This window comes from Streptomyces akebiae, from assembly GCF_019599145.1.
GTDB classification, from domain to species: Bacteria; Actinomycetota; Actinomycetes; order Streptomycetales; family Streptomycetaceae; genus Streptomyces; species Streptomyces akebiae.
Genome location: NZ_CP080647.1, coordinates 1,448,493 through 1,467,947 on the forward strand (window position 1 = coordinate 1,448,493; position 19,455 = coordinate 1,467,947).

The 19,455-nt window shown below is 67.3% G+C and carries 20 protein-coding genes; all 20 read right to left on the bottom strand.

From position 1 onward, the window contains the following. Positions 1–15 precede the first annotated feature (15 nt). Positions 16–576 carry a GAF domain-containing protein gene (locus K1J60_RS06385; RefSeq protein WP_220645312.1) on the bottom strand — a complete coding sequence of 187 codons (561 nt, stop codon included), beginning with the start codon at positions 574–576 and terminating at the stop codon, positions 16–18. After that, entirely contained in the window at positions 569–1,225 is a 657-nt protein-coding gene (locus K1J60_RS06390) for a GTP-binding protein (protein ID WP_220645313.1), read from the bottom strand. Before K1J60_RS06390 ends, K1J60_RS06385 begins: the two co-directional genes overlap by 8 nt. After that, the gene (locus tag K1J60_RS06395; protein ID WP_220645314.1) at positions 1,170–1,541 is read right to left on the bottom strand and encodes a DUF742 domain-containing protein; all 372 of its coding nucleotides are present in this window, start codon (positions 1,539–1,541) and stop codon (positions 1,170–1,172) included. Before K1J60_RS06395 ends, K1J60_RS06390 begins: the two co-directional genes overlap by 56 nt. Then, complete coding sequence (locus tag K1J60_RS06400) at positions 1,538–1,951, bottom strand: roadblock/LC7 domain-containing protein (RefSeq protein WP_031112279.1); 414 nt, start codon at positions 1,949–1,951, stop codon at positions 1,538–1,540. The genes K1J60_RS06395 and K1J60_RS06400 overlap by 4 nt, the downstream gene beginning before the upstream one ends. Further along, the gene (locus K1J60_RS06405; protein WP_220645315.1) at positions 1,951–3,630 is read right to left on the bottom strand and encodes a histidine kinase; all 1,680 of its coding nucleotides are present in this window, start codon (positions 3,628–3,630) and stop codon (positions 1,951–1,953) included. The genes K1J60_RS06400 and K1J60_RS06405 overlap by 1 nt, the downstream gene beginning before the upstream one ends. A gap of 598 nt (positions 3,631–4,228) precedes the next feature. Next, a complete protein-coding gene (locus K1J60_RS06410) occupies positions 4,229–5,725 on the bottom strand; it encodes a hypothetical protein (protein WP_220645316.1) in 1,497 nt (498 codons plus the stop codon). 114 nt (positions 5,726–5,839) lie between these two features. Then, positions 5,840–6,619: a 3-deoxy-manno-octulosonate cytidylyltransferase gene (locus K1J60_RS06415; protein ID WP_220645317.1), complete on the bottom strand. Its 780-nt coding sequence runs from the start codon at positions 6,617–6,619 to the stop codon at positions 5,840–5,842. 21 nt (positions 6,620–6,640) lie between these two features. Then, positions 6,641–7,207, bottom strand: a complete 567-nt coding sequence (locus tag K1J60_RS06420; RefSeq protein ID WP_220645318.1) for an NUDIX hydrolase — start codon at positions 7,205–7,207, stop codon at positions 6,641–6,643. A gap of 5 nt (positions 7,208–7,212) precedes the next feature. Beyond that, on the bottom strand, positions 7,213–8,334 hold the full coding sequence (locus K1J60_RS06425) for an adenosylhomocysteinase (protein WP_220645319.1): 1,122 nt from the start codon (positions 8,332–8,334) through the stop codon (positions 7,213–7,215). 26 nt (positions 8,335–8,360) lie between these two features. Continuing rightward, positions 8,361–9,362 (bottom strand): NAD-dependent epimerase/dehydratase family protein, encoded by a 1,002-nt coding sequence (locus tag K1J60_RS06430; protein ID WP_259407588.1) that lies wholly within the window; start codon positions 9,360–9,362, stop codon positions 8,361–8,363. A gap of 32 nt (positions 9,363–9,394) precedes the next feature. Beyond that, positions 9,395–10,231, bottom strand: a complete 837-nt coding sequence (locus K1J60_RS06435) for an aminoglycoside phosphotransferase/kinase family protein (RefSeq protein ID WP_220645320.1) — start codon at positions 10,229–10,231, stop codon at positions 9,395–9,397. After that, positions 10,228–10,884, bottom strand: a complete 657-nt coding sequence (locus K1J60_RS06440) for a histidine phosphatase family protein (protein WP_220645321.1) — start codon at positions 10,882–10,884, stop codon at positions 10,228–10,230. Before K1J60_RS06440 ends, K1J60_RS06435 begins: the two co-directional genes overlap by 4 nt. Positions 10,885–10,886: 2 nt before the next feature. Next, positions 10,887–11,645 carry a phosphotransferase gene (locus K1J60_RS06445; RefSeq protein ID WP_220645322.1) on the bottom strand — a complete coding sequence of 253 codons (759 nt, stop codon included), beginning with the start codon at positions 11,643–11,645 and terminating at the stop codon, positions 10,887–10,889. Beyond that, positions 11,642–12,487 (bottom strand): class I SAM-dependent methyltransferase, encoded by an 846-nt coding sequence (locus tag K1J60_RS06450; protein WP_031112266.1) that lies wholly within the window; start codon positions 12,485–12,487, stop codon positions 11,642–11,644. The genes K1J60_RS06445 and K1J60_RS06450 overlap by 4 nt, the downstream gene beginning before the upstream one ends. A gap of 31 nt (positions 12,488–12,518) precedes the next feature. After that, entirely contained in the window at positions 12,519–13,031 is a 513-nt protein-coding gene (locus K1J60_RS06455) for a P-loop NTPase family protein (RefSeq protein WP_031112264.1), read from the bottom strand. Positions 13,032–13,127: 96 nt separating this feature from the next. Next, positions 13,128–14,177 carry a glycosyltransferase family protein gene (locus K1J60_RS06460; protein ID WP_220645323.1) on the bottom strand — a complete coding sequence of 350 codons (1,050 nt, stop codon included), beginning with the start codon at positions 14,175–14,177 and terminating at the stop codon, positions 13,128–13,130. Further along, entirely contained in the window at positions 14,174–15,892 is a 1,719-nt protein-coding gene (locus tag K1J60_RS06465; RefSeq protein WP_220645324.1) for a carbamoyltransferase family protein, read from the bottom strand. The genes K1J60_RS06460 and K1J60_RS06465 overlap by 4 nt, the downstream gene beginning before the upstream one ends. Before the next feature lie 8 nt (positions 15,893–15,900). Further along, positions 15,901–16,857 carry a thymidylate synthase gene (locus tag K1J60_RS06470; protein WP_220645325.1) on the bottom strand — a complete coding sequence of 319 codons (957 nt, stop codon included), beginning with the start codon at positions 16,855–16,857 and terminating at the stop codon, positions 15,901–15,903. After that, positions 16,854–18,713: a hypothetical protein gene (locus tag K1J60_RS06475; protein ID WP_220645326.1), complete on the bottom strand. Its 1,860-nt coding sequence runs from the start codon at positions 18,711–18,713 to the stop codon at positions 16,854–16,856. Before K1J60_RS06475 ends, K1J60_RS06470 begins: the two co-directional genes overlap by 4 nt. After that, positions 18,710–19,429, bottom strand: coding sequence for an HAD family hydrolase (locus K1J60_RS06480; RefSeq protein WP_220645327.1), 720 nt, complete (start codon positions 19,427–19,429; stop codon positions 18,710–18,712). Before K1J60_RS06480 ends, K1J60_RS06475 begins: the two co-directional genes overlap by 4 nt. Positions 19,430–19,455 lie beyond the last annotated feature (26 nt).

Here is a 19,455-nt window from a genome sequence, read left to right on the forward strand (position 1 = left end):
CGGCGGCCGGCTATGTCACAGCAGTTGCTCGTGAACGCGGCTGTTGAGGAGGAACTGTGCCTGCTGGGCTCGGTCCTTGATGAAGGCGAGCATCTGCTCGCCGTCCTCCTTGGGCCGGGCCTGCTTGCCGATGACGCAGACCGTGCCGATCGGCAGAGTGGGGTCTTGGGGGTCGAAGAGCGGGGCTCCCATGTAGGTGCGGATGCCGAACTCGTTTGCGACTTCGTTGGTGCGGAACCGCGGGGAGAGACAGACGTCGTACAGGGGCAGGGCCTTGCCGCGGTCGACGACCTCCGGGCACCAGCCGTGTTCCAGGGACATCACCCGGGACATGGCGACGGTGTCGCGGGCGCTGGGGGGTACCCACAGGCCAGCGAAGTACTGCCGGTCGCCCAAGAAGTTGACCATGGCCAGCGCCTCGTCGGTGCCCGATTCGCGGGCGAGGACGGAGGCGAACCGATCGAATTCAGCGTCAGGCTCGCTGAACAGACCGAGCGCGTGGACACGGGCGAGCCGGGCCGGGGTCTGTTCCCGCAAGCGGGTCAGCGGGTCGGTGCCGGTGGCGGAATCAAGCATGTGTGCTCCTGGAGAGGGGAGGACAGGGGGCGGGTGGTCTGTTGCGGGTCGCGAGATCATGTGCGTGCTGAACGAGGGTGATCAACGCATCGCGTCCCTGGCCGGTGTCGCGGGCGTCGCAGAGCACCACCGGGGTGCCAGAGGGCAGGTCCAGCGCGATATGCACTTCTTCGGGCTCGTAGCGGTCTGCCCCGTCGAAGTGGTTGACGGCGACCACGAAGGGCAGCTTCTTGCTGAGGAAGTACTCCACAGCGGGAAAGCAGTCCTCGATCCGGCGGGTGTCGACGAGGACGACGGCTCCCACGGCACCCTTGGCCAGGTCGGGCCACATGAACCAGAAGCGCTCCTGGCCAGGCGTGCCGAAGAGCAGCAGCACCATTCGCTGGCGGGCCAGGGTGATGCGGCCGAAGTCCAATGCGACGGTGGTGGTGGTCTTGGCCTCCACGCCATGCACGCTGTCTGTGCGGATGCTGGCCTGGGTGAGGGTCTCCTCGGTCAACAGCGGTTCGATCTCGCTGACCGCACCGACCAAGGTGGTCTTACCGGCTCCGAAGCCCCCCGCGATGAGGATCTTCCACGGCGCCAGCGGCGCGTCAGAGTTCTCTGAGTCCTGCAAGGATCTTCCCCAAGACGTTGGGATCACGGGCATCTTCGTCCTCTCCGGCCATGGAGGGGATGAGGAAGCCCTGGTCGATGAGGTCGGAGACCACGACTTTCACCGCGTGGACGGGCTGCCGGAGCCGACCCGACAACTCCCCTATCGAGCGGGCCTCAGACCGGCAGAGGAGGAACACCGCCTCCTCCACCAGGCCCTGAGGCGGGCTGTGCGCGGAGCTGCGTGCCCCCACCAGCGTGATCAGATCCAGCTCGTGTGTAGGCGTGGTGCGGCCCTGCGTGATCGCATAGGGGCGCAGGTCTGCGATACCGGCGTCGATGAAGGGGTGCTGGTCGGAGGCCGTCATCATCCTGCCGCGGAGATACGCGGCGCGGTCGCAAGAGCCGGGCCGATGCTCTGGCCGAGCATGTTCATCTCGTACCCGATCAGACCCACGTTCGCCTCATGGGAGGCCAGCACGGTCAGTAGCGCGCCCGCCGCGGGGTGGGTGACGAAGACGAGCCCGCTGTCGCCCTCCGTGATGACCTGACGGGCACCGCCCACGCCGTCGGCGAACAAGCCGTCCGCCCCCTTGGCCAGCGAGAACAGACTGCTGGAGATCGCGCTGGCCTGGTCGACGTCGTCAGTGTCGTCGATCCCGTACGAGTACATGCGGATGCCGTCGGTGGAGGAGACAACGGCGGCCTGCACATGCGCGACGCGTTCGGCGAAGTCGCGCAGCAGCCATTCGAGCGTTTCCTTCGGGGTCTTTCCACTCATCAGGACATCTCCTCGTGGGTGGGGGCAGAGGTGGTAGCGGGAGCAGGTAGTGGAACGGTGGGCTCGGAGGACTCGCCGCCGACGGGTGTGCGGAATCCCGCGGCGAATTGGGCAGCGAGCTGCGGATTATGGGTGACTTGCGAAGTCTGGGCGCCCTGCTCCTGCCGGAGTTGGGGAGCCATGTGGTTCCCGTTCCGCTTGGGCAAGGGCTTCCGGCCCGGGGTCGGGACCACAGCATCGGCAGGCGTCCCCGAGGCGGCCTCCGGGCTGCTGCCGGGCGGTTCCGGGGCCTTCGCGGTACGTGCTGCCGGGTGTCGGCCATCGGCAACTGCGGGCTGCGGGCGATCAGGCACAGCACGAAGGACGGGCGGCGCCGCAGCCGCCGGCCGCTCCGCCGCCCCGGAGAGCAGGACGCGCCCCGGTACGGGTGCCGCGCCGGCGACGACGGTCGCACTGCGGGGTGCATCGGCACCGGCCCTCTGCTGCGCCACGGGCGGCTGCTGGGGAACGAGCAGAGCATGGGGAATCACCACGGCCGCCTGGGTACTGCCGTACCTGTTGCGCAGCAGCTCGACCCTGATGCCGTGGCGCTGGGCGAGCCGTGCGACAACGAACAGCCCGCTGCGGCCGTCCTGGATCAGGTGCTCGGCCAAGTCGAAGCTGTCGGGCTCCCGCAGCAGGGCATTCAGCCGGCGCCGTACGGCGAGTTCTATCGGAAGCCCGCGGTCGTCCACTTCGATCAGCAATCCGTCCGGGACGTCCTCGGCTCGGACGCTGACCTCTTGATCGGAGAACCTTGTGGCGTTCTCCAGCAACTCGGCCAGCAGGTGGGTGACATCGGCGACAGCGAAGCCGTGGATGAGACCGGTGGGTGCCTCGGTGACCTGGACACGGTTGAAGTGCTGAATCTCTTGGATCCCGTAGCGCAGCACAGCCTTGATGGAAACGGGCTGGCTGATGCGGTGTGACCTGTCGCCGCCAAGCACCAGCATGCTCTCCGCCGACCGTCTGATCTGCGTGATCTGATGATCGACGCCGTAGAGCTCCGTGAGCCGGTGTGGATGTTCCTCGTCCCGTACGACTGCCTCAAGCCCGTTGAAGGCTGACGCACAATTGGACTGGAGCCGACGGGCGACGTTCACGAACACTGCCAAGTGCTGCTGCTGCACTGCCTGGGCGACCGACGTCACCGCGATCCCCAAGAACGCGGATAGGGCTCGCGCCAGCACCGCGAACGTGTGGCTGCCCTCCACCGTGTCGAACGCGGGCGGCCGGGCCGAGCGCTCACCCCGGCGCACGGCCTCCGTGTACTCCTGGAGGGCCAGGCTGCCCGCATTCACTCGCGTGCGCAGGAACGTGAGCCATTCCCCGACGAGCTGGTCTTCTTCCTCCACCGATCGCGCGATCATCCGGACATGCCGATAGGCGATCACGAGGATGCCGCTCCCAACGGCTGTCGTGCCGACCACCAGCCAGGCTGCGTAACCGGCGGAGGGCTTTGCCGCGACCGCAACGATCACCGCAGTGGCCAGGAGTACAAGTTCGCATGCCGTCGGCACCATCACGGCCCGTATGAGCCGACGCCGGAGACCGTAGTCGTCCGCCGCCTTGTCGCGCGCGGCGTGCCGTCCGCCCTGGCGGCCGGCTCCCGCCGGGGCGGGTGGAGAGAGTTCAGACATCGATGTCCTCGGAAAGACGGGTGGGCAGGCCCTTGGCTCGACACCGCATGCCGCATCAGTCAGGCTCGACAGTCGGCCCGGTGGTGCAGTACGTGCCGTCAACTGCTTGGGGCCGAACGCCGTGCCGCCAGAGAGGGGGCCGATCGGGAGAGCTGTCCGCCGCATCCAGAAGGACACGTGCGAGGTCAGGCCCCCCTGGAGGTGCGAGGCGAGTCCCGATGCATCGTCCGCCGACGACTGGCCTCACCTACACCTCTGGTCCCGGTTGGAAACCTGTTCCCAGCGGTATCAGGAGCACCGCACAGCCTGGCCGATGACGCTGATCGTTGCCAGTGCAACTTGAATCGTTCGGAGGTCGTTTCCGGCTACATGCCCGCCTGCCAGCTCATCGCACTCAGCTTTGCGCATCATGTGAGATCGTCCGCGGGTCTTCAGTCAGGGCAAGCGATGTGGAACCGATTCACCCAGCCATTACCCAAACCTGTAGCTGGGACGTCTTGGTCGGCCGCATCCCCTCGGTGCCAGCTTGTTCCCGCCGTACGGACGGCCAGCACGGCACAGGAGGGAAAACATAGGCTGGCGGGAGGTTCCACAGTTTCTATCTGGTCGAGGGGGATTCGCCGAGAAAGGACAGTGCGCGCTCGATACCGCTGGGCTGGATCAGATGGCTTCGCAGTTGAAGCAGGCCGCTGATGCCGTACGCGCTCAGTTCCTGGCACCGTTCGACCAGCCAACCCCAATCGCATTCCAGGTAGTTCGCTGCTTGATGCAGTCTCTCGTGCGGCGTGCTGGCGGAGGTGATGCTGTGGGATCGCGCTTGATCGAGGGCATGGGCAAGAGAGTTGATCTCACTCTTGCTGGTCGTGCTGTTGACATGCCACACGGCGTCCGGACTCAGCCAGTCGGCCACGACCGCACGCCGCTGTGGGGCCAGTACGAATTCCGCGGTGTTCACCTGTGCCGGGTATAGGCGCGCGGTCAAGCCGTAGGACTCCATGAGAGCCATAGTGAGCAGCAACAACAGCCGCTCGTACGGTTCGCTGCTCTTGACCGCGGATTCGGGGATGCAGAAGACGCACCCAGGTGCGTCTCCTGCTTCGGCCGAGCGCTCCTGCATCAGCTGGAGGACCTGGTGCCGTTCGGTGAACAGCAACCAGCCCGCGGCCTGCCCCCCGTACTGCACCCTTGACCACAGCCAAGGCGCTGTGTCGGTGGGGTCCAGGTGGCGTCGGAGATACGACGCGCAGACGTGGGATCCGATCCAGGCTGCTCCGACGTCCGTGAGGTCGGGATAGGCGGCCCGAGCAGCCGCAGAGCGCGATTGGGTGAGATGAACTTCCAGGGCCCGTTGCTCGATGTGGAGTGCCTGGTCGTCAGCCAAGAGGCTGTCATCTACGTTGAGCGCTGCCCAGAGCAGGGCGTAGACCAGCTTGTCGAGTCGGTAGGCTGCGGGGATCGGCAGACTGTCGACTGGCATCAGCAGGTGGCGCCGTGCATGCGCGGCGTCAATGACGTACAGGTCATCCGCCCCGCGTGCACCCAGTGCCGCGATGATCAGAGCCCGCCGACGGGCCTGGGTGAAGTACCTAAGGTGCTCCTGGTCCTCGGGCCCGATGATCACGGTGTCACCTTGTGGCTCTGCCTCATACATCTGGACCGCCACCGACGTCCCGTCCAGGATCCGAAGCCCGTCGAGGTGCCAGACCCCTCCCGCACCTGGCATCGGCCCGTTGACGGACAGGTGTGAACTGTCGAACCGGACGTCGAAGCTGTGCACGGCGGCCAGCGACGCATCATGAGGGACCCGTGCCAGCACCACCTTGCGCATCGGGGCCGGGCCCAGGAGTTCCTTCACGGTGTGGCCGAGCCAGAATTCGAGCACGGTGGCAGCATCCCCCCGCGGCTCCTGTTCGCCGGCCAGCCAACGCTTGAACGTGAGTTTTGTGACGCTCACGGTCGCCAGGCGCGGGTTGCCGTAGTGGCCTGCTGCCCGGGAGCCTGCATTTCCAAGTTGCCTCTGAAACACCTCGAACCGAAGCCACTGGCGCTTTTCCAGCACGGCGTACAGCAGTGTTGGACGCGTCAGCGTGTCCATGGGTCTTCTTCTCCCGTTCTGTTACTTCCTACGGCGGTCTTAATTCGGTGACGCTCAGTAGATCTTGCGGTAACTATCAACCTCAGGGAACTTCCGGTGTAAGGAAGAGGCAGTTCACCCTGTGGCGCGAAGACCTGTTGTTGAGTGCAGGAGACGGAAGGCCCTGGCGAGATCCTCAGGTGTGTCGACGGCCATGCCCTTGTCTGCGACGGAAAGCATCTGAACGCCGTGTCCGTGCTCGATGAAGCGCAGCATTTCGACGCCTTCGGCTCGTTCCAGTGGTCCCGGAGGCAGTTGGGAGAACTGGCGGAGAGCGAGGCCGGTGAATCCGTAGAGTCCCAACTGGCGCAAGTACCGCGGGCGGTCTCCGCGTGGATAAGGGATCGGTTGACGCGAGAACATCAAGGCGTTTCCGTCGCTTTTCAGGACGACCTTCACGACGTTGTGGTCGAGGACGGCTCCGACGTCGTCCAGTTCCGTGTAGGCGTTCACCGCGAGTGCGCCGGGTGTGAGGTGGTGCAGGGCATCGGATATGGCGTCGATCGCGGTTGGCGCGATGAACGGCTCGTCGCCCTGAACGTTGATGTAGGCGTCGGCGGAAAGGCGTTCAGCGCACTCCGCGACTCGGTCCGTGCCGGTGAGGTGTTCTTGGGTGCGCATGCATTCGATGCCCAGTCGATGGCAGGCGGCTTCGATGCGTTCGTCGTCCGTGGCGACGAACACACCATCAAGGCGTGTCGCCTCCATGCAGCGCTGGTGCACGTGCCAGAGCAGGGGCTTGTCTCCGAGCGGAGCCAGGGGCTTGCCCGGGAAACGCGAGGCACCCCACCGGCACGGGATGATCGCTACGTGGCGGCGTGGGCTGGTCGGTTGTGTGGTGTGAACGGCGGTCATGGCGACTCCGGTCGGTGCGTCTCAGGGATGCGCGGAGCGGGGAAGCAGCGCCAGCTTGGCGCGGACGGTCGGCGAGGCGGTCTCCTCGGACGGCCGCCACTCGTAGCCGCTGACCTCCTCTGTCTGAAGGATCACCGCGTGCTGCACCTGGAGCAGGAAGACGAAGCGGAAGTCGATGTGCTGGTGCGCTGGCTCGCCTTTGGCCGGGTTGGCGGCGATGTCGTGCACGTCGATGTCCAAGGGGACCGTCTCGTAGCCCGCGAGAGGGTGAACCGCGTCGCGGGGAATGCCGGTCTCCTCAGAGAGTTCCCGCAGGGCGGCGTGGACGAGGTCCGGGTCGCCAGGTTCGGGGTGTCCGCCCGGCGCGAGGGCCTTGCCCGTTGCATTGTGGCGAATGTGGAGCACATCGCCGACGTCGTTGAGGACGATGGCGCTGCACGTGACGTGGGCGGGGAACGTCTTGCGGTGCGTGGGGTCTTCCACGCCGGCCAGGGTGCTGAACAGCGGTTCAAGGAGCTGCCGCTCACCGGGGTGGCGGGCTAGGTACGCCTCGGCGGTGGCACGGATGTGGGCGGGGGACGGCGGCATGTGGTTCACCTGTCGAAGTGGTCGAGCCAGATCCTGGCAATGGCCTGGCGGTCCGTCGTGGGCATGCTGTGCAGGCCAGGCTGGAAGTGGCCGTGGCTGAGAGCGCTGGTGGCGGCGAGTATCTCGGCCTGGACGAGGTGGATGTAGGTGCCAACGGCAGCACCGTGGACGAAGTTGACAGCGCCGCCGTCGGCGAGGACGTAGAAGTAGTGACCAGTGATCTCGTAGCGCGTCAGCTGGTCCCCCACCGGAATGCGCTGGTAGAGCTCGTGGAGGGGTGTGAGTTCCAGCTCGTCTTCGGAAGAGGTGACCGAGGCGAGATAGGCGCCGTTGCGCAGGGCAGCGAAGTCGTGCTGGCGCAAGGCGAGGTTTCCGGTGGCGCACAGGACGAGTTCGGCGTTCCTGACCGCATCGGTGGTGGTTGCGGTGGTACGAAATCCGTGCGAGTGCGCCTGCACGCGCCGGATGGGGTCCTTGTCGTAGACCGTAACCCGCAGGTCGTGGGCCCGGAGGGTCTGCGCGATAGAGCGGCCGACTTTACCGAAGCCGAGGACGCAGGCGTTGCGGCTGGTCAGGATGTCGCCACGGGCGCGCACTAGGGCGTCGGTGGAGAAGACGATGGACCGGCCCACGAGGTGGTCCTCGCAGTCCTTGAGCGGTGAGCGAGCCACCGAGATGACGGGGCATTGAAGGTGATCGAGCGCGGCGTACCGCTGGTGTCCGTTCTCCGTGTCCTCGACGACGCCAAGGACACGGCCGGAGAACTTCTCGGTCACGGTGCCGAGGCTAGGAGCGAAGTAGCCGCCGATGTCTACCAGGACGACGTCTTGGCCGCCTGCAGTGTCCTCCACGTACTCCAGCGCACGGGTGGAGTCGGCGAACTGCTCCCTGCTGAGGTCGTGGACCGGATAGAGGCTCTGAACCACGTCCAGTGTCCGCTGGTCGACGGACTTGGGCTTGGGCAGTACGGCACCGACGGTCGAAGTCTCGGCCATCGCGCGTAAGAACGCCGGGCGTTCGGAGAGCAGGTGCGTGATGATGAGTGACGTGATCGGGCCGCCGACGGGGAATTGCTCGGTGACTCGCCGGAAGAAGGCGTCGAGTCGTGCTCGCTCAAGACTCTCCACAGCAACTCCTCCTGATGTGCGTCTGATTAAGCAGCCCGGCTGTACACAGCGGGTTCGGCGGCCAGGGTCTGCATGTGGGCACGCATGCCGTTGTGGAGGTCGACCTGTGGCTTCCACCCCAGTACCTCGTGGGCGTGGCCGGGGTGGGCACAGGTGATAGGGACGTCGCCGTGGCGGGGGCTCTCCTGGTGCAACTCGATGTCGCGGCCGGCGAGGCTGCTCGCGATGCCGATGACTTCCAGGAGGGAGGCGTTGGAGCCGCCTCCCACGTTGATCACTCCATGTGCCTCGGGAGCGGTGGCTGCGGCGATGGTGGCGGCGACGGTGTCGTCGATGTAGGTGAAGTCCCGGCGCTGGTGACCGTCCCCGTACAGGCGCAGTGGCTGTCCGGTCAGAGCGGCCAGCAGAGCGCGGTGGGCGAACATGTCGGTGCGCTGCCGGGGGCCGTAGACGGTGAAGTACCGCAGCGCGACGACCGTGGTCGGGGAATGGGACTGCGCAGCGTGGGCGAGGCAGAGCTGTTCCTCGGCGAGCTTGGTGACGGCATACGGTGACGTGGGCCGCGGGTGATCGGTCTCGACGCTGGGGCCACCGTCGGTGGCGCCGTAGACGCTGGAAGAGGAAGCGACAACCAGGCGCGGAACGCGCATGCGGACGGCGCTGTCCAACAGGCGCTTGGTGGCGAGAATGTTGGAGGCGACGTAGTCGCTGAACTGCGCTCCCCAGGACGGACGGACACCAGGGATTCCGGCGAGGTGGAACACCGCGTCTGCATCGATCAGGAGAGGGTCGATCGCACAGCCGATCAGGTCGGCCGTGACATGCAGGTACCCCGGGAACGACCGCAAGGGGGCGAGGTTGGCCGCCGCGATCGGGTCAGCGCCGGGGTCACGACGATCGACACCGATCACGACGGTCCCGGCTTGGACGAGGGCGTGTGCGAGGTGGGAACCGATGAAGCCGGCGGCGCCGGTCACGACGGCGCGGCGGGGGAAGATGGTGAGCTGCGGGCTTAGCTGGTGTGTCACAGGGTGTCTCCAGAAACGGTGGTGTCGACGGTTCAGCTCAGCCGGGCCAGCACGGTGCGGCCGTGTGCGGAGAGGGCGAGATCGTCCTGCTCGTATCCGCGGACCAGGGCGGTGACGGCTTCGATGGCTCCGAAGGATTCGAGGAGGCGCTGCTCGGTGTCGGTGGGGTGCCTTCCGTATCCGGAGTAGAACGCGTTCCGGAGATGGGTAGCTGCCTGCCAGCGGCGGAACTCCATGCGGGCGAAGTCTCGGATGCGGGCATCACGTCGCATGTGTTCCAGGTCGTACAGGCCGAAGGATTCGCCCAAGTTCCAGTTCCGCGGCTGGTAGTCGAGGTGGCAGGCAGCGCTGTCCATGAGCGTGTTCGCCAGGACCTCTTCGTGCGCGGACAGGAGTCCGCGCTCGTTCGTGGAGATGAGGCGGGCGTGCTCGGCCCGGGCGATCCAGCGGGCCAGGCGGTCTGCCAGGTCGGGGCCGACGGCTCCGGAGCGTGGGATGAGGGTGGCCTGATGGAGTAGACGCAGGACGCGACCGGCCTCGTAGTGGGCCAGTTCCTCCTCGCGCGATCCTGGGGCCACGGCGTCAGCACGCGTGCCAGCCAGCGCGGTCACCAGCAGCGTGTGCGTCCTGTCGTGCCAGCCGACCAGGTCTGGTACATGCCCGGTGAGGTGCTGCGACCAGGTGCGGTACGCGTGGACCTCCTGGACGTACCGTGGGCGATTGCTGTGCTGTTTGGCGAAGTACCTGCGTCCCCGGCCGTCGATCAGCTGGATCAGTCGGGACGGAAGGCTGGGATCCGGCAGGATGCGGACGGAGCCGACCGTTTCGCGGGCCAGTTCGAGGCGCGGATCGACGGACGCCGTGATCACGAGGCGACCTTCGTTACCGGGAGGAGCTGGTGCGAGGTGTCGTTGTGCCGGTCCAGAATCCATCGGGTCTGTTCCAGCCGGTTACGGTGATGCTGCCAGCACGTGATCGATCCGTGGGTGACGGTGAAGCCCGACGGGGTACCGAAGGGAATGCCCAGAAGCAGCGTATGAGCGGCGATCACGGTCTCGCCGTGCGCAGCGAACAGGATCCGGTCACCCTCGTGTTCGTCTATGAGCTGTGCCAGGAAGGCACCGGCGCGCGTGAGGTATCCGTTCCACGTGTCGGATCCCAGCGCCCAGGGTGTGTCGGGGTGAGCGTGCGGTCCGCCGTCCGCAGCGGTTTTCACCTCCGGCCAAGGCTTGCCGTCAGCATCGCCGTGGACGGGGCCGTCGAGGCGCGCGTCCGTGGTGAGCGGGACGCGAAGGGCCTGGCTCAGGATTTCACCGGTCTGGATCAGGCGCAGGCGCGGTCCGGCGTAGAGCGCGTCGAACGGTCGGTCCTGGTGCTCGGCGGCGAGCCGATGTGCGACTCGCTCCACCTGGTCGTAGCCGCGGTTGGTCAGCCCGGTGCAGGTGCGCGGTCCTCCGACCAGACCGTCGACGTTGCACTGGGCTTCGCCGTGGCGGACGAAGACGAGTTCGGTGGTGATCATGCTCAACCTCGGAGTCGGGGAAAGTCGGGTGGCCAGCCGTAGAGGTAGCCGTTGCGCCCCAGGTACGGGGCGGTCAGGACCGCGTGTAAGGCAAGAAAGTCGTCGAGACGGTCGCGGTCCGTGGCACCGAGCCTTGAATCGTGGCGCCAGGCAGCCGCGTTGTAGATGGCCAAGGCAGCGTCGATGGCTGTGCGCGGGAGCGGTCCGTACGTGAGTAGCAGCGTCGCGACCAACTTCGCCAGGTCGTACGCCGCCGGAGCCAGCGTGAGGTCGTCGGTGTCGACGGTGAATAGCGCGCCCGTCTCGGTGACGAGGAAGTTGCGGGGGTTGCTGTCCTTGTAGAAGACGGTGGGGCCCTCCGCAGTCTTCTCCAGCAGCGCCAGCATCGCGTGCAGGGCGACCTTGTTGGGCAGGTACCCCTGCTCCAGCCTTTTGCGCAACGCGGCGGTGCGCGGGCCGAGGTAGTCGGCGAACTCAGTGCCGTCGTCGAAGCGATGCGGTACGTGCAAGTCGGCCGCGTGGAGGTCGCTGGCCCAGGCGGTGCCGTGAGCGTCGCCGAGCAGTTGCGCCAGGCGCGGCAGGTCCTCCGGTCGGGCCGGGCGCCCCTTGATCCACTGAAAGCTCAAGCTTTTCGGTCCGATCACCCCCAGCGCCGGCAGGCTCAGAGTGCGAGCGTGCTCGATCAGCCACCAGTGGTGACGAACAGCGGCGGCGACCCGAGCGGACTCCGTGTAGTGCTTGGTGAAATAACCCCTCGTCACGCCGGTCCTCCCCCCGGCTTCGCCACAACGTAGGTGATGGCGGAGCGGGTGGTGACCAGCCGGTCCGGCAGGAACTCGTGCAGGACTGCCGCCACCGCTCCCGGATTGCCGTACAGGCCGGGCGCCAGGTCGTACTTCGGGTTGGTGGCCACGTACTCCGCAACGTGGTCGTGACCGTCGAAGGTGAAGCGGTGCTCCTCGTCTTCGGTCGTCACCACGTCGAGCGAGGTGCCGACCAGGTCTGCGAGGTTTCCGCTGTGCGCGGAGGCGTACAAGCTCTCGTGCCGCTCGCCCCTCGGGTCGAGGCCGGCCGCTGCGACCAGCTGGTCCAACTCCCGGTAACTGTCAAGGGACTTGGTGACCAGCACGGCCATTCCCTCGGGGGCGAGAACACGGCTGATCTCCGCGACAACGGCCTGCGGGCGCGGCGAGTGGTACAGGCAGAACGCGGCGACTGCCAGATCGCACGATCCGGTGGGAAGGGGGAGCTGGTGAAAGTCGCCTCGGAGGAAGCTCACCTGCACCCCAGGCAGGCGCCGCATGCGCTCGCGGGCTTGATCGATCAGTGCCGCGGACGCGTCGAACCCTACGACACGGCTTGGGCGCAGCAGTTCGGCGAGAACCTTGCTGCTCGTACCGCGACCGCAGCCGATGTCCAGGACGATACCGAGGCGGTCCGCTCGCCCGTGGTGCGCCCGCACCAGCTGGACGATCGTGTCCGGCACGGGCCGACCAGCGGTCTTGGCCCGCATCAGGGCGTTGGACCGGCCAGCGAGGCGCGACGGATCCCCGTAGAGGTCCGCTTGCCGTGAGGGGTCGAGGAAGGGATTGACCTCGGTCACGCCGCGCCCTCCCCTCGCGGACGCGGAGGGCTCAGCTGTGTTGGGCAGCCACCTGTTGCAGCCAGCGGCGCGTCTGTCGCCGGTTGGTCAGCAGCACGACGTCGGCACGGCCGGAGGCAAACTCGTCGATCTTGGCCATGACGCGGGGGCGCATCCTGCGGCGGTACGTCGCCACGTACTTGATCACACCCCAGTGGATCCGGTTGTGCACCCCGTTGCCCTTGTGACCGGCCCCGTGCCGCAGCTGTCGGGAGAAGATCCCGTACAGCGCGGAGATCGTGGACACGTCCATGAGGACCACGGTGTCGCAGGACTCCAGCCGGATCTGGAGCGTCGAGTTGTAGTTGCCGTCGATCACCCACCGCGGCCCGGCAACGAGCTCCCGCTGCAGCTCGGCGAACTTGTCCATCGGCAGCGCGTTCCACTCGTCGTCGTAGAACGCGGCGTCCAGATGAGTCACCGGGGCTTCGAGGATCTTCCCCAGCTCGCGGGCCAGGTACGACTTGCCGCTGCCCCCGCAGCCGACAATGGCAACCTTCATCATGGTGCTCCAGCTTAGAGTCGCTTTCGTGCCCGAGCGGACCAGCCGCCAGGACATATCCGGATGATCCAGGCACGCCAGCCTGGAAGATCTGTCGCATCAGGCCGCTCCCCGCTCGTCCGCGCCACGGGTGAACGTGGCCAGCACGCTCTCCAGCGCATCGACCTGCCGACTCAGGCGGAACAGGTCCAGGCGGTCCAGACAAGCCCGTATCAGGTCCGCGTGCTGCTGACTGCCGGCGATCTTCTGGAGCAATGCGAGCCGTTCGATCACCTCTTGGCCGGAGGCCACGATCAGCTCGGTAGGCACGAACTGCTCAACGTGATGGATGTCGGCCGGAGCCAGTGGCAGGCAGCCGGCGAGCACTGCCTCGAAAATCCGCTGGGTCATCTGCCCGACCGCGGCGTACCGCTCGGGCAGCATGAGGACGGTGGCCAGGGACCTGCCGTACAGTCCGTGGGCTTCCTGGAAGGGGATTCGTCCGAGGAAGCGGACGTGCGGCCAGCGGTCAGTCTGGGTCCACTTGCCGCCGACGAGGTGCGCCACGTGTGCGGCGGCCGGGGCGAAGTAGCGGTCGAAGTGCGCGTCGCGGTCGTACTGGTTGCCGACATAGGCGAGCGTCAGGTCACGCGGCTGGGCGGCGAGTGCGACAGGGTCGGCTTGGGCCAGGAGCCGGTCGTCGACGGGGAAGAGCAGGGGGTGGGCGCCCGGCGAGGGGGCCACAGCCGCCTCGCATACGGCGGTCTGCAGGGTGCCGCGCCAGATGCTCTCGGGTCGCAGCGTGCGGTCCTTGTCCCAGATCAGGGTCGGCGTGCCGCGCCGCGCGGTGTACCGGGTGATGAGTTCGGCCTGGCGGTGCAGGTCACAGGTGTGGCCGTCGGTTCCGCACGGGGTCGTGTTGCGCCCGTCGATCGCCCAGCGCCATTCGAGGAACAGCACGTCGATCTTCGGGATGCCGCCGTCGAAGGTGTAGGTGCCGCCGAGGTCGTCGCCTGCTTCCAGCAGGTCGCGGTTGGCCTGGAGGAAGACGATCTCGTGCCCGCGGGCCAGGAGGGCGTCGATGAAGGGGCGGCGGTGGCTGCGGCCCCCATCCGGAGTGTCGGTAATGCCGTTTCCGAGGAAGCCCCAGAAGCTGTATCCGATCTTCATTTGGTGATCCACCGGCTTTCCAGCATCAGGGCGTCCAGGCCGGAGTCGGCCAGGCAGTCCAAGGCCATGGCCGGTGTCCCACAGATGGGCTTGCCCTTGACATTGAGCGAGGTGTTGATCAGAACCGGGACCCCAGTGCGGCGGGCGAAGGCGGTCAGGACCGCGTGCATGAACGGGTTCTGCGCGGCGGTGACGGTCTGCAGGCGGGAAGTGCCGTTGGCGTGGATGATGGCTGGCACCCGCTCACGCGCGGTGTCCGTCACGCCGGAGGCCATGGACATGTACGGCGCCTCCTGGCCGAGTGTGAAGAACTCCCGGGCGCGCTCGGCCAGGACCATAGGGGCGAAGGGCCGGAAAGGCTCTCGGTATTTCACGGTGGCGTTCAACCGTCCCACCACCCCCGGCTGGAGAGGCGAGGCGAGGATCGACCGGTTCCCCAGGGCGCGGGGTCCGGCTTCCACCCGGCCCTGGAACAGGCCGACGATCATGCCGTGGGCGAGCTGGTCGGCGAGGAACTCCGCAGTCTCGATACCCAGCATCTTCTGCTGCAGTCCAGGCCAGGGGGTGAGGTCGAGGGCCTCGTCGGCGAAGGACGGACCGAGGTAGCAGGCGCGGGCGATGCCCGACACGGGGCGCCGGTTTCCCCCGTCCATGTGCAGAGCGACCGCCGCGCCGAGCGCGGTACCGGCATCCCCCGGGGCGGGAGGCACGAAGACCTCGTCGAAGATGCCAGCCTCGATGATCCTGCCAATGCTCACGCAGTTCGTGGCGACTCCGCCGCCAACGCACAGGCGGCGGGAACCGGTGATCATCCTGGCGCGGCGGGCCAGGTGCAGCATGACCTGCTCGGTGCGCTCCTGGAGCGCAGCCGCCAAATCCTGCTGGACATCCCCCACCGGCTCCTCCGGATGGCGCGCGGGGCACGTCTCGGCGATGAAGCGACGAGAGGTCCGGGCATAGCCGGAGGACAGGGTGCGCGGGGGAAAGTAGGCCGGGTCGACGAAGAAGCCGGTCGGCGTGGTGCGGACGGCTCGCGCGAACAGGTGCCGGAACCGCTTGGGGTCGCCGAGAGCGGCGAGGGCCATCACGGTGCCCTCCTCGTCGCCGCGGCGCCACCCCAGGTGTTCGGTGACCGCGCCGTACACGTAGCCCAAAGACGCCGGGTCGTGGAGGGCCTCCACGATGTGGGTGCGCGGGCGCAGCGCGGTGTGACCGTGTCCGATGGTGGTGGTCTGCCGTTCCCCGAGGCTGTCGACGACGAGCACCGCGGATTCGGCCCACCCCGACGCGGCGAAGGCAGCCATCTGGTGGGCCCGGTGGTGCAGAACTGGTGTGACGCGAGCGGAGGGGAACAGCCGCCCGAGGGTGCGCACGCGGTGCTGGGTACGCAGTGCCACCTTGGCGAAGCCGTGGGCCCTGGGCAGCGCCCGCTCGCGTGTCGTCGCCGACAGAGCCAAGCGCAATGCGACCGGGGATTCAACGAGGTAGCGGGCGGGCTCGAAGTTGTAGGCGACAGCGTCCACGTCGCTGGCGGTGAGCCCGGCCTCCTTCAGCAGCCATGCGACCGCATGGCGCGGATACGCCTTGGTGTGCTTGTCCTCGGACAGGCGCTCTTCCTCGACGAAACCGACCAAGTCCCCGTCGACCAGCAGCGCGGCGGCCGAGTCATGGGTGTAGGAGCACAAGCCGAGAATGACGGAGGGAATGTGATCCATGGCGAGCGTCACCTGACCCCTGCCACAGGGCGGGCGGACGAGGACGCGGCGCGGCGGTTCAACTCGCTGTACCAGGACGTCAGCGCCAGGCCGAGCGGGCCGCCGACGCGGCCGGCCTGCTGCCACGCTTCGTCGCGCAGGTTGCCCTTCCACAGCCGGTAGCTGTGCATCGTCTCGGTCATGGTGTCCCAGCCCGGATGTCCCGTCAGCTCCCCGGTCTGGACGTTCCGGAGCAGCCCGTCGAAGCCGTCCCACGGAGTGCTGAGGTCCGGCATGATCTCGCTCGCGTTGAGCGAGGTGAGTTGCTCGGCGTCGTCGAGGTGGCTCTCGTAGATGTGCAGGGACCCGACCTGGTGGTGGAACTCGCCGAGTTCGGCGCCGAGCCACCCGGCGACCAACTCGTGCAGGACTGTGTAGAAGAACAGGTCGTAGGGCAGGCCGATCCATACGTCCTGGCCGCGCATCGTGGTCGTCATGTGCAGGCGGCCGGCGCGCAAGTGGAAGGCGAATCCGAGCGTGCACGGCACGTCCTTGTGCCCGGCGGCGTCGATGGCCGGGTCGTAGAGCTGGATCAGAGCTCGGCGGGAGTCGGCGTCCACCTTGAGGATGTCAACGACTCGGTGGAGCTGGTCCACCTTTCCTGCCCAGTTCCGCATCCGCGGCCCGTACGCGCCCAGTAGCACGCCGTCATCCGCGTACCGCCGCAAACGGGCGTTGTAGTCGAAGATCCACGGGTCATCCGAGCCGGAAAGGTGCCAGACGGTCTCGGCCACCGCGAACGCCGGGTTGAGGATCCGGGCTGGCGGCGCGTGCAGCAGACGTGCCCGGGGCTGGGTCAACCGCATATGGACGTCGAGGACTTCGCGGGTGGCCATACCGCGGGGGGCGACCTTCTCGCCGGTTTTGGCCAGGGTGACGGCCCCGGCGAAGAGTTCAGCGACGGTATCGGCGGTCAGGTGTGTCATCGGGCAGGGACTCCTTCACCCCGCGGCCGAGCAGAATCAGCGGCGGGGGGATCAGCGGGGACGGGATCGAGGGGCGTGACACGGGCAGGAGGGAGGATGAGGCGGGCAATGGCGCCGGCACTGTCTCCGCGCCACCGGCAAACGGCATCCGGCATCGGCTCGACATCGGGCACATCGGGGCAGGCCAGCGCGGTAAGTGCGGTGGTCACGTCGTCGGCGCTACGGCAGCGGTGAGCCAGGCCGTGGTCGGCCAGGCCGAGGGTGCGCTCGCCGGAGGCTCCGATTTCGAGGACCGGCACGCACAGGAGGGCAGCTTCAATTCCGCACGTCGAATAAGCGCTCGCCAGGGCGTCGGCGCCGGCCATGCACCCGCGTGCGCCGACCTGCGCATCGGCCACGGCCACGCGCAGCTCGTCATCGCCGGGTTCGTCGTCGTGCGCGAAGAGAGAGGAGAACGCTTCGGCGCCTTGTGCAGGGTGCGGAGCAACAACGAGGCCCCAGTCCCCTTCAGCCCGGCGCAGCCCCTCCGCGATCAGGTTGGCCTGAGCCTTGAGACGTTCCTGGCCGAAGGGCTGGCAGGCCCAGACCATGATCCGGGAGGGCACACGATCACGGCCTGTGGCCATCAGCCCTGCCAGATACCGCCGTTGAGCCGCGCGGTCGAGACCCGTGAGGCAGTCGAAGCGTGGCTGCCCGAGGACGTGGACTTCGGAGCGCGGATGCCGTGCCCAGGCTTTCGCAAGCGGGACGTCTCGTTCGCCCATGACCACGATGTGACGACTGTGCAGGGCGGGCCAGGCAACGGCCTGTGCCGTCCACGCACCGTGCTGGACGTGCACCGTGTCGAGCCCATGGCGCTCGGCCACTTGGACGGCTAGCGCACCCAGCGGGCTTGTGTCGTTGCTGACCAGCACGGTGCGCGGCCGGGCCGCGTTCAGGACTTCGTCCAGTCGCCTCTCAATCTCCACGATTGTTCGCCACGACGGCTGGGTGCACCCTCCAGCCGTCTCCAGGACAACGGAGATCAATCTGACGAGCCGAGACAGGTACACACCGTGTTCCTTCACCCGCACGACGTGGTTGTCATCCGGCAGGCGGAGCCCGTCCACCGTGCCGGAGGCGCTGAAGAGATGAGCCGGCAGGGCACCGAAGCGCAGGTCCTCTGTATCCGGCGCGGTGCAGCGGTCGGCGTCGTCGGTGGCCAGGTCGAGGAGCAGACTCCGTGCGCCTTCGCGGGAGAGAGCTTCGAGTACCGGGAGCACCGTGGCGGCGTGCCGGGAGGACCACGACAGCGCCACCACCTCACTCCGCGGCCAGGTCGCAGGCACCAGTCCCGAGCCTGCATTCGGGCGAGCCGAGGGAAGGTTGCGTAACTGTGCGGACCGCAACGGATTGTGCGGGGCCGGAGCCCCGAGCACGAACGCCAGGCCGGACCAGGTCACGGTGTACGACCGGTACTCGCGCGAACTGCTCGACCGCACCCCGACGAGCCCTTCGTACGGAGCGAGAGTGATGCCACCAGGGGCGCTCGCGAAGGGCTCCCAGGCGCTGAGGGCCAATAACTTGCGGACGAGCTGCCCCACCAGACGCCGCGCCGGAACGTGCTGCACGTACAGCCATCCCGCGCCACCTGGTGTCGCCGCGAGATGCGCGCCGTACGCTTCAAGGGCCTCCATGATCCGGTTGATGTGCTCGTCGACTTCGCCCAAATGGAGCGGCCGAGCCTCCAGTTCCCGTGTGGTGATGCGGTCTGTCCGCACGGTGGCGAGAGCGCCCTCTCCCACCAAGGCCCACGATGGCCGCTCACCGAACTGTGACCGGGCAAGGCCAAGAGCGCTGTGTCCAGCGGCCTTCACAGCAAGCCTCCTTCGACAAACGGGCCCTTGTGGGTGCTGACACCGAGGAGGTGCAACAGCTGCCTGGGCGTATCGGCGACGGCGGGGTATGCCCCCATCGGACGGCCGTATCCCCAACCTGCATGGACATAGGAGACGCCGGCGCGGCGCGCTGCTTCCTGGTCGACCGCCATGTCGCCCACGTAGGTCGCATCGGCTGGATCCACGCCGAGGTCGATCAGAGCAAGCAAGATCGGGTCCGGTGCAGGCTTGCCCCGCCCATGTTCATCGGGCCCGCGGACTGCGGCGAACGGGCAGCCGATCCGCGCAAGAAGGGGCGTCGCCCGAGGAAGCGGCTTGGACGTGACAACGCCGAGCGACCAGCCATTAGCGGCGACCGCGAGAAGGACATCCGTAATGCCATCGAACTCTTGCGCCAGATGAGACGCAGCCGCAGACGTCTGGGCGTATGTCCGGTGAATCTCCTCAGCGTTGCCCAGGCCAAGGAGACCCATGATGTCATCGAAGGGGCGGCCAAGATGCTCTTGGTACGCCTCGAAGGGAACGGTCACGCCGTGGGCGTCCTGGACTGCGCGCCACGCAAGCTCCATCACAGGACGCGTGTCGACGAGCACGCCGTCCAGATCGAGGAGGAGGCAACGCGGTGCTTCAGAGCCGCAGCCGACGTTGCTCCCTGTCGCGGGGGGCGAGACTGTGAGAGGTGCCTTGGGTGACATAACAAGGATCTCCAAAGAGGGCGAAA

Coding starts and splice junctions, on each gene's coding strand:
- K1J60_RS06405 (WP_220645315.1), bottom strand. CDS start 3,630: ATGTCTGAACTCTCTCCACCCGCCCCGGCGGGAGCCGGCCGCCAGGGC.
- K1J60_RS06455 (WP_031112264.1), bottom strand. CDS start 13,031: ATGATGAAGGTTGCCATTGTCGGCTGCGGGGGCAGCGGCAAGTCGTAC.
- K1J60_RS06395 (WP_220645314.1), bottom strand. CDS start 1,541: ATGATGACGGCCTCCGACCAGCACCCCTTCATCGACGCCGGTATCGCA.
- K1J60_RS06390 (WP_220645313.1), bottom strand. CDS start 1,225: ATGCCCGTGATCCCAACGTCTTGGGGAAGATCCTTGCAGGACTCAGAG.
- K1J60_RS06480 (WP_220645327.1), bottom strand. CDS start 19,429: ATGTCACCCAAGGCACCTCTCACAGTCTCGCCCCCCGCGACAGGGAGC.
- K1J60_RS06410 (WP_220645316.1), bottom strand. CDS start 5,725: ATGGACACGCTGACGCGTCCAACACTGCTGTACGCCGTGCTGGAAAAG.
- K1J60_RS06460 (WP_220645323.1), bottom strand. CDS start 14,177: ATGAAGATCGGATACAGCTTCTGGGGCTTCCTCGGAAACGGCATTACC.
- K1J60_RS06385 (WP_220645312.1), bottom strand. CDS start 576: ATGCTTGATTCCGCCACCGGCACCGACCCGCTGACCCGCTTGCGGGAA.
- K1J60_RS06415 (WP_220645317.1), bottom strand. CDS start 6,619: ATGACCGCCGTTCACACCACACAACCGACCAGCCCACGCCGCCACGTA.
- K1J60_RS06465 (WP_220645324.1), bottom strand. CDS start 15,892: ATGGATCACATTCCCTCCGTCATTCTCGGCTTGTGCTCCTACACCCAT.
- K1J60_RS06470 (WP_220645325.1), bottom strand. CDS start 16,857: ATGACACACCTGACCGCCGATACCGTCGCTGAACTCTTCGCCGGGGCC.
- K1J60_RS06440 (WP_220645321.1), bottom strand. CDS start 10,884: ATGATCACCACCGAACTCGTCTTCGTCCGCCACGGCGAAGCCCAGTGC.
- K1J60_RS06400 (WP_031112279.1), bottom strand. CDS start 1,951: ATGAGTGGAAAGACCCCGAAGGAAACGCTCGAATGGCTGCTGCGCGAC.
- K1J60_RS06420 (WP_220645318.1), bottom strand. CDS start 7,207: ATGCCGCCGTCCCCCGCCCACATCCGTGCCACCGCCGAGGCGTACCTA.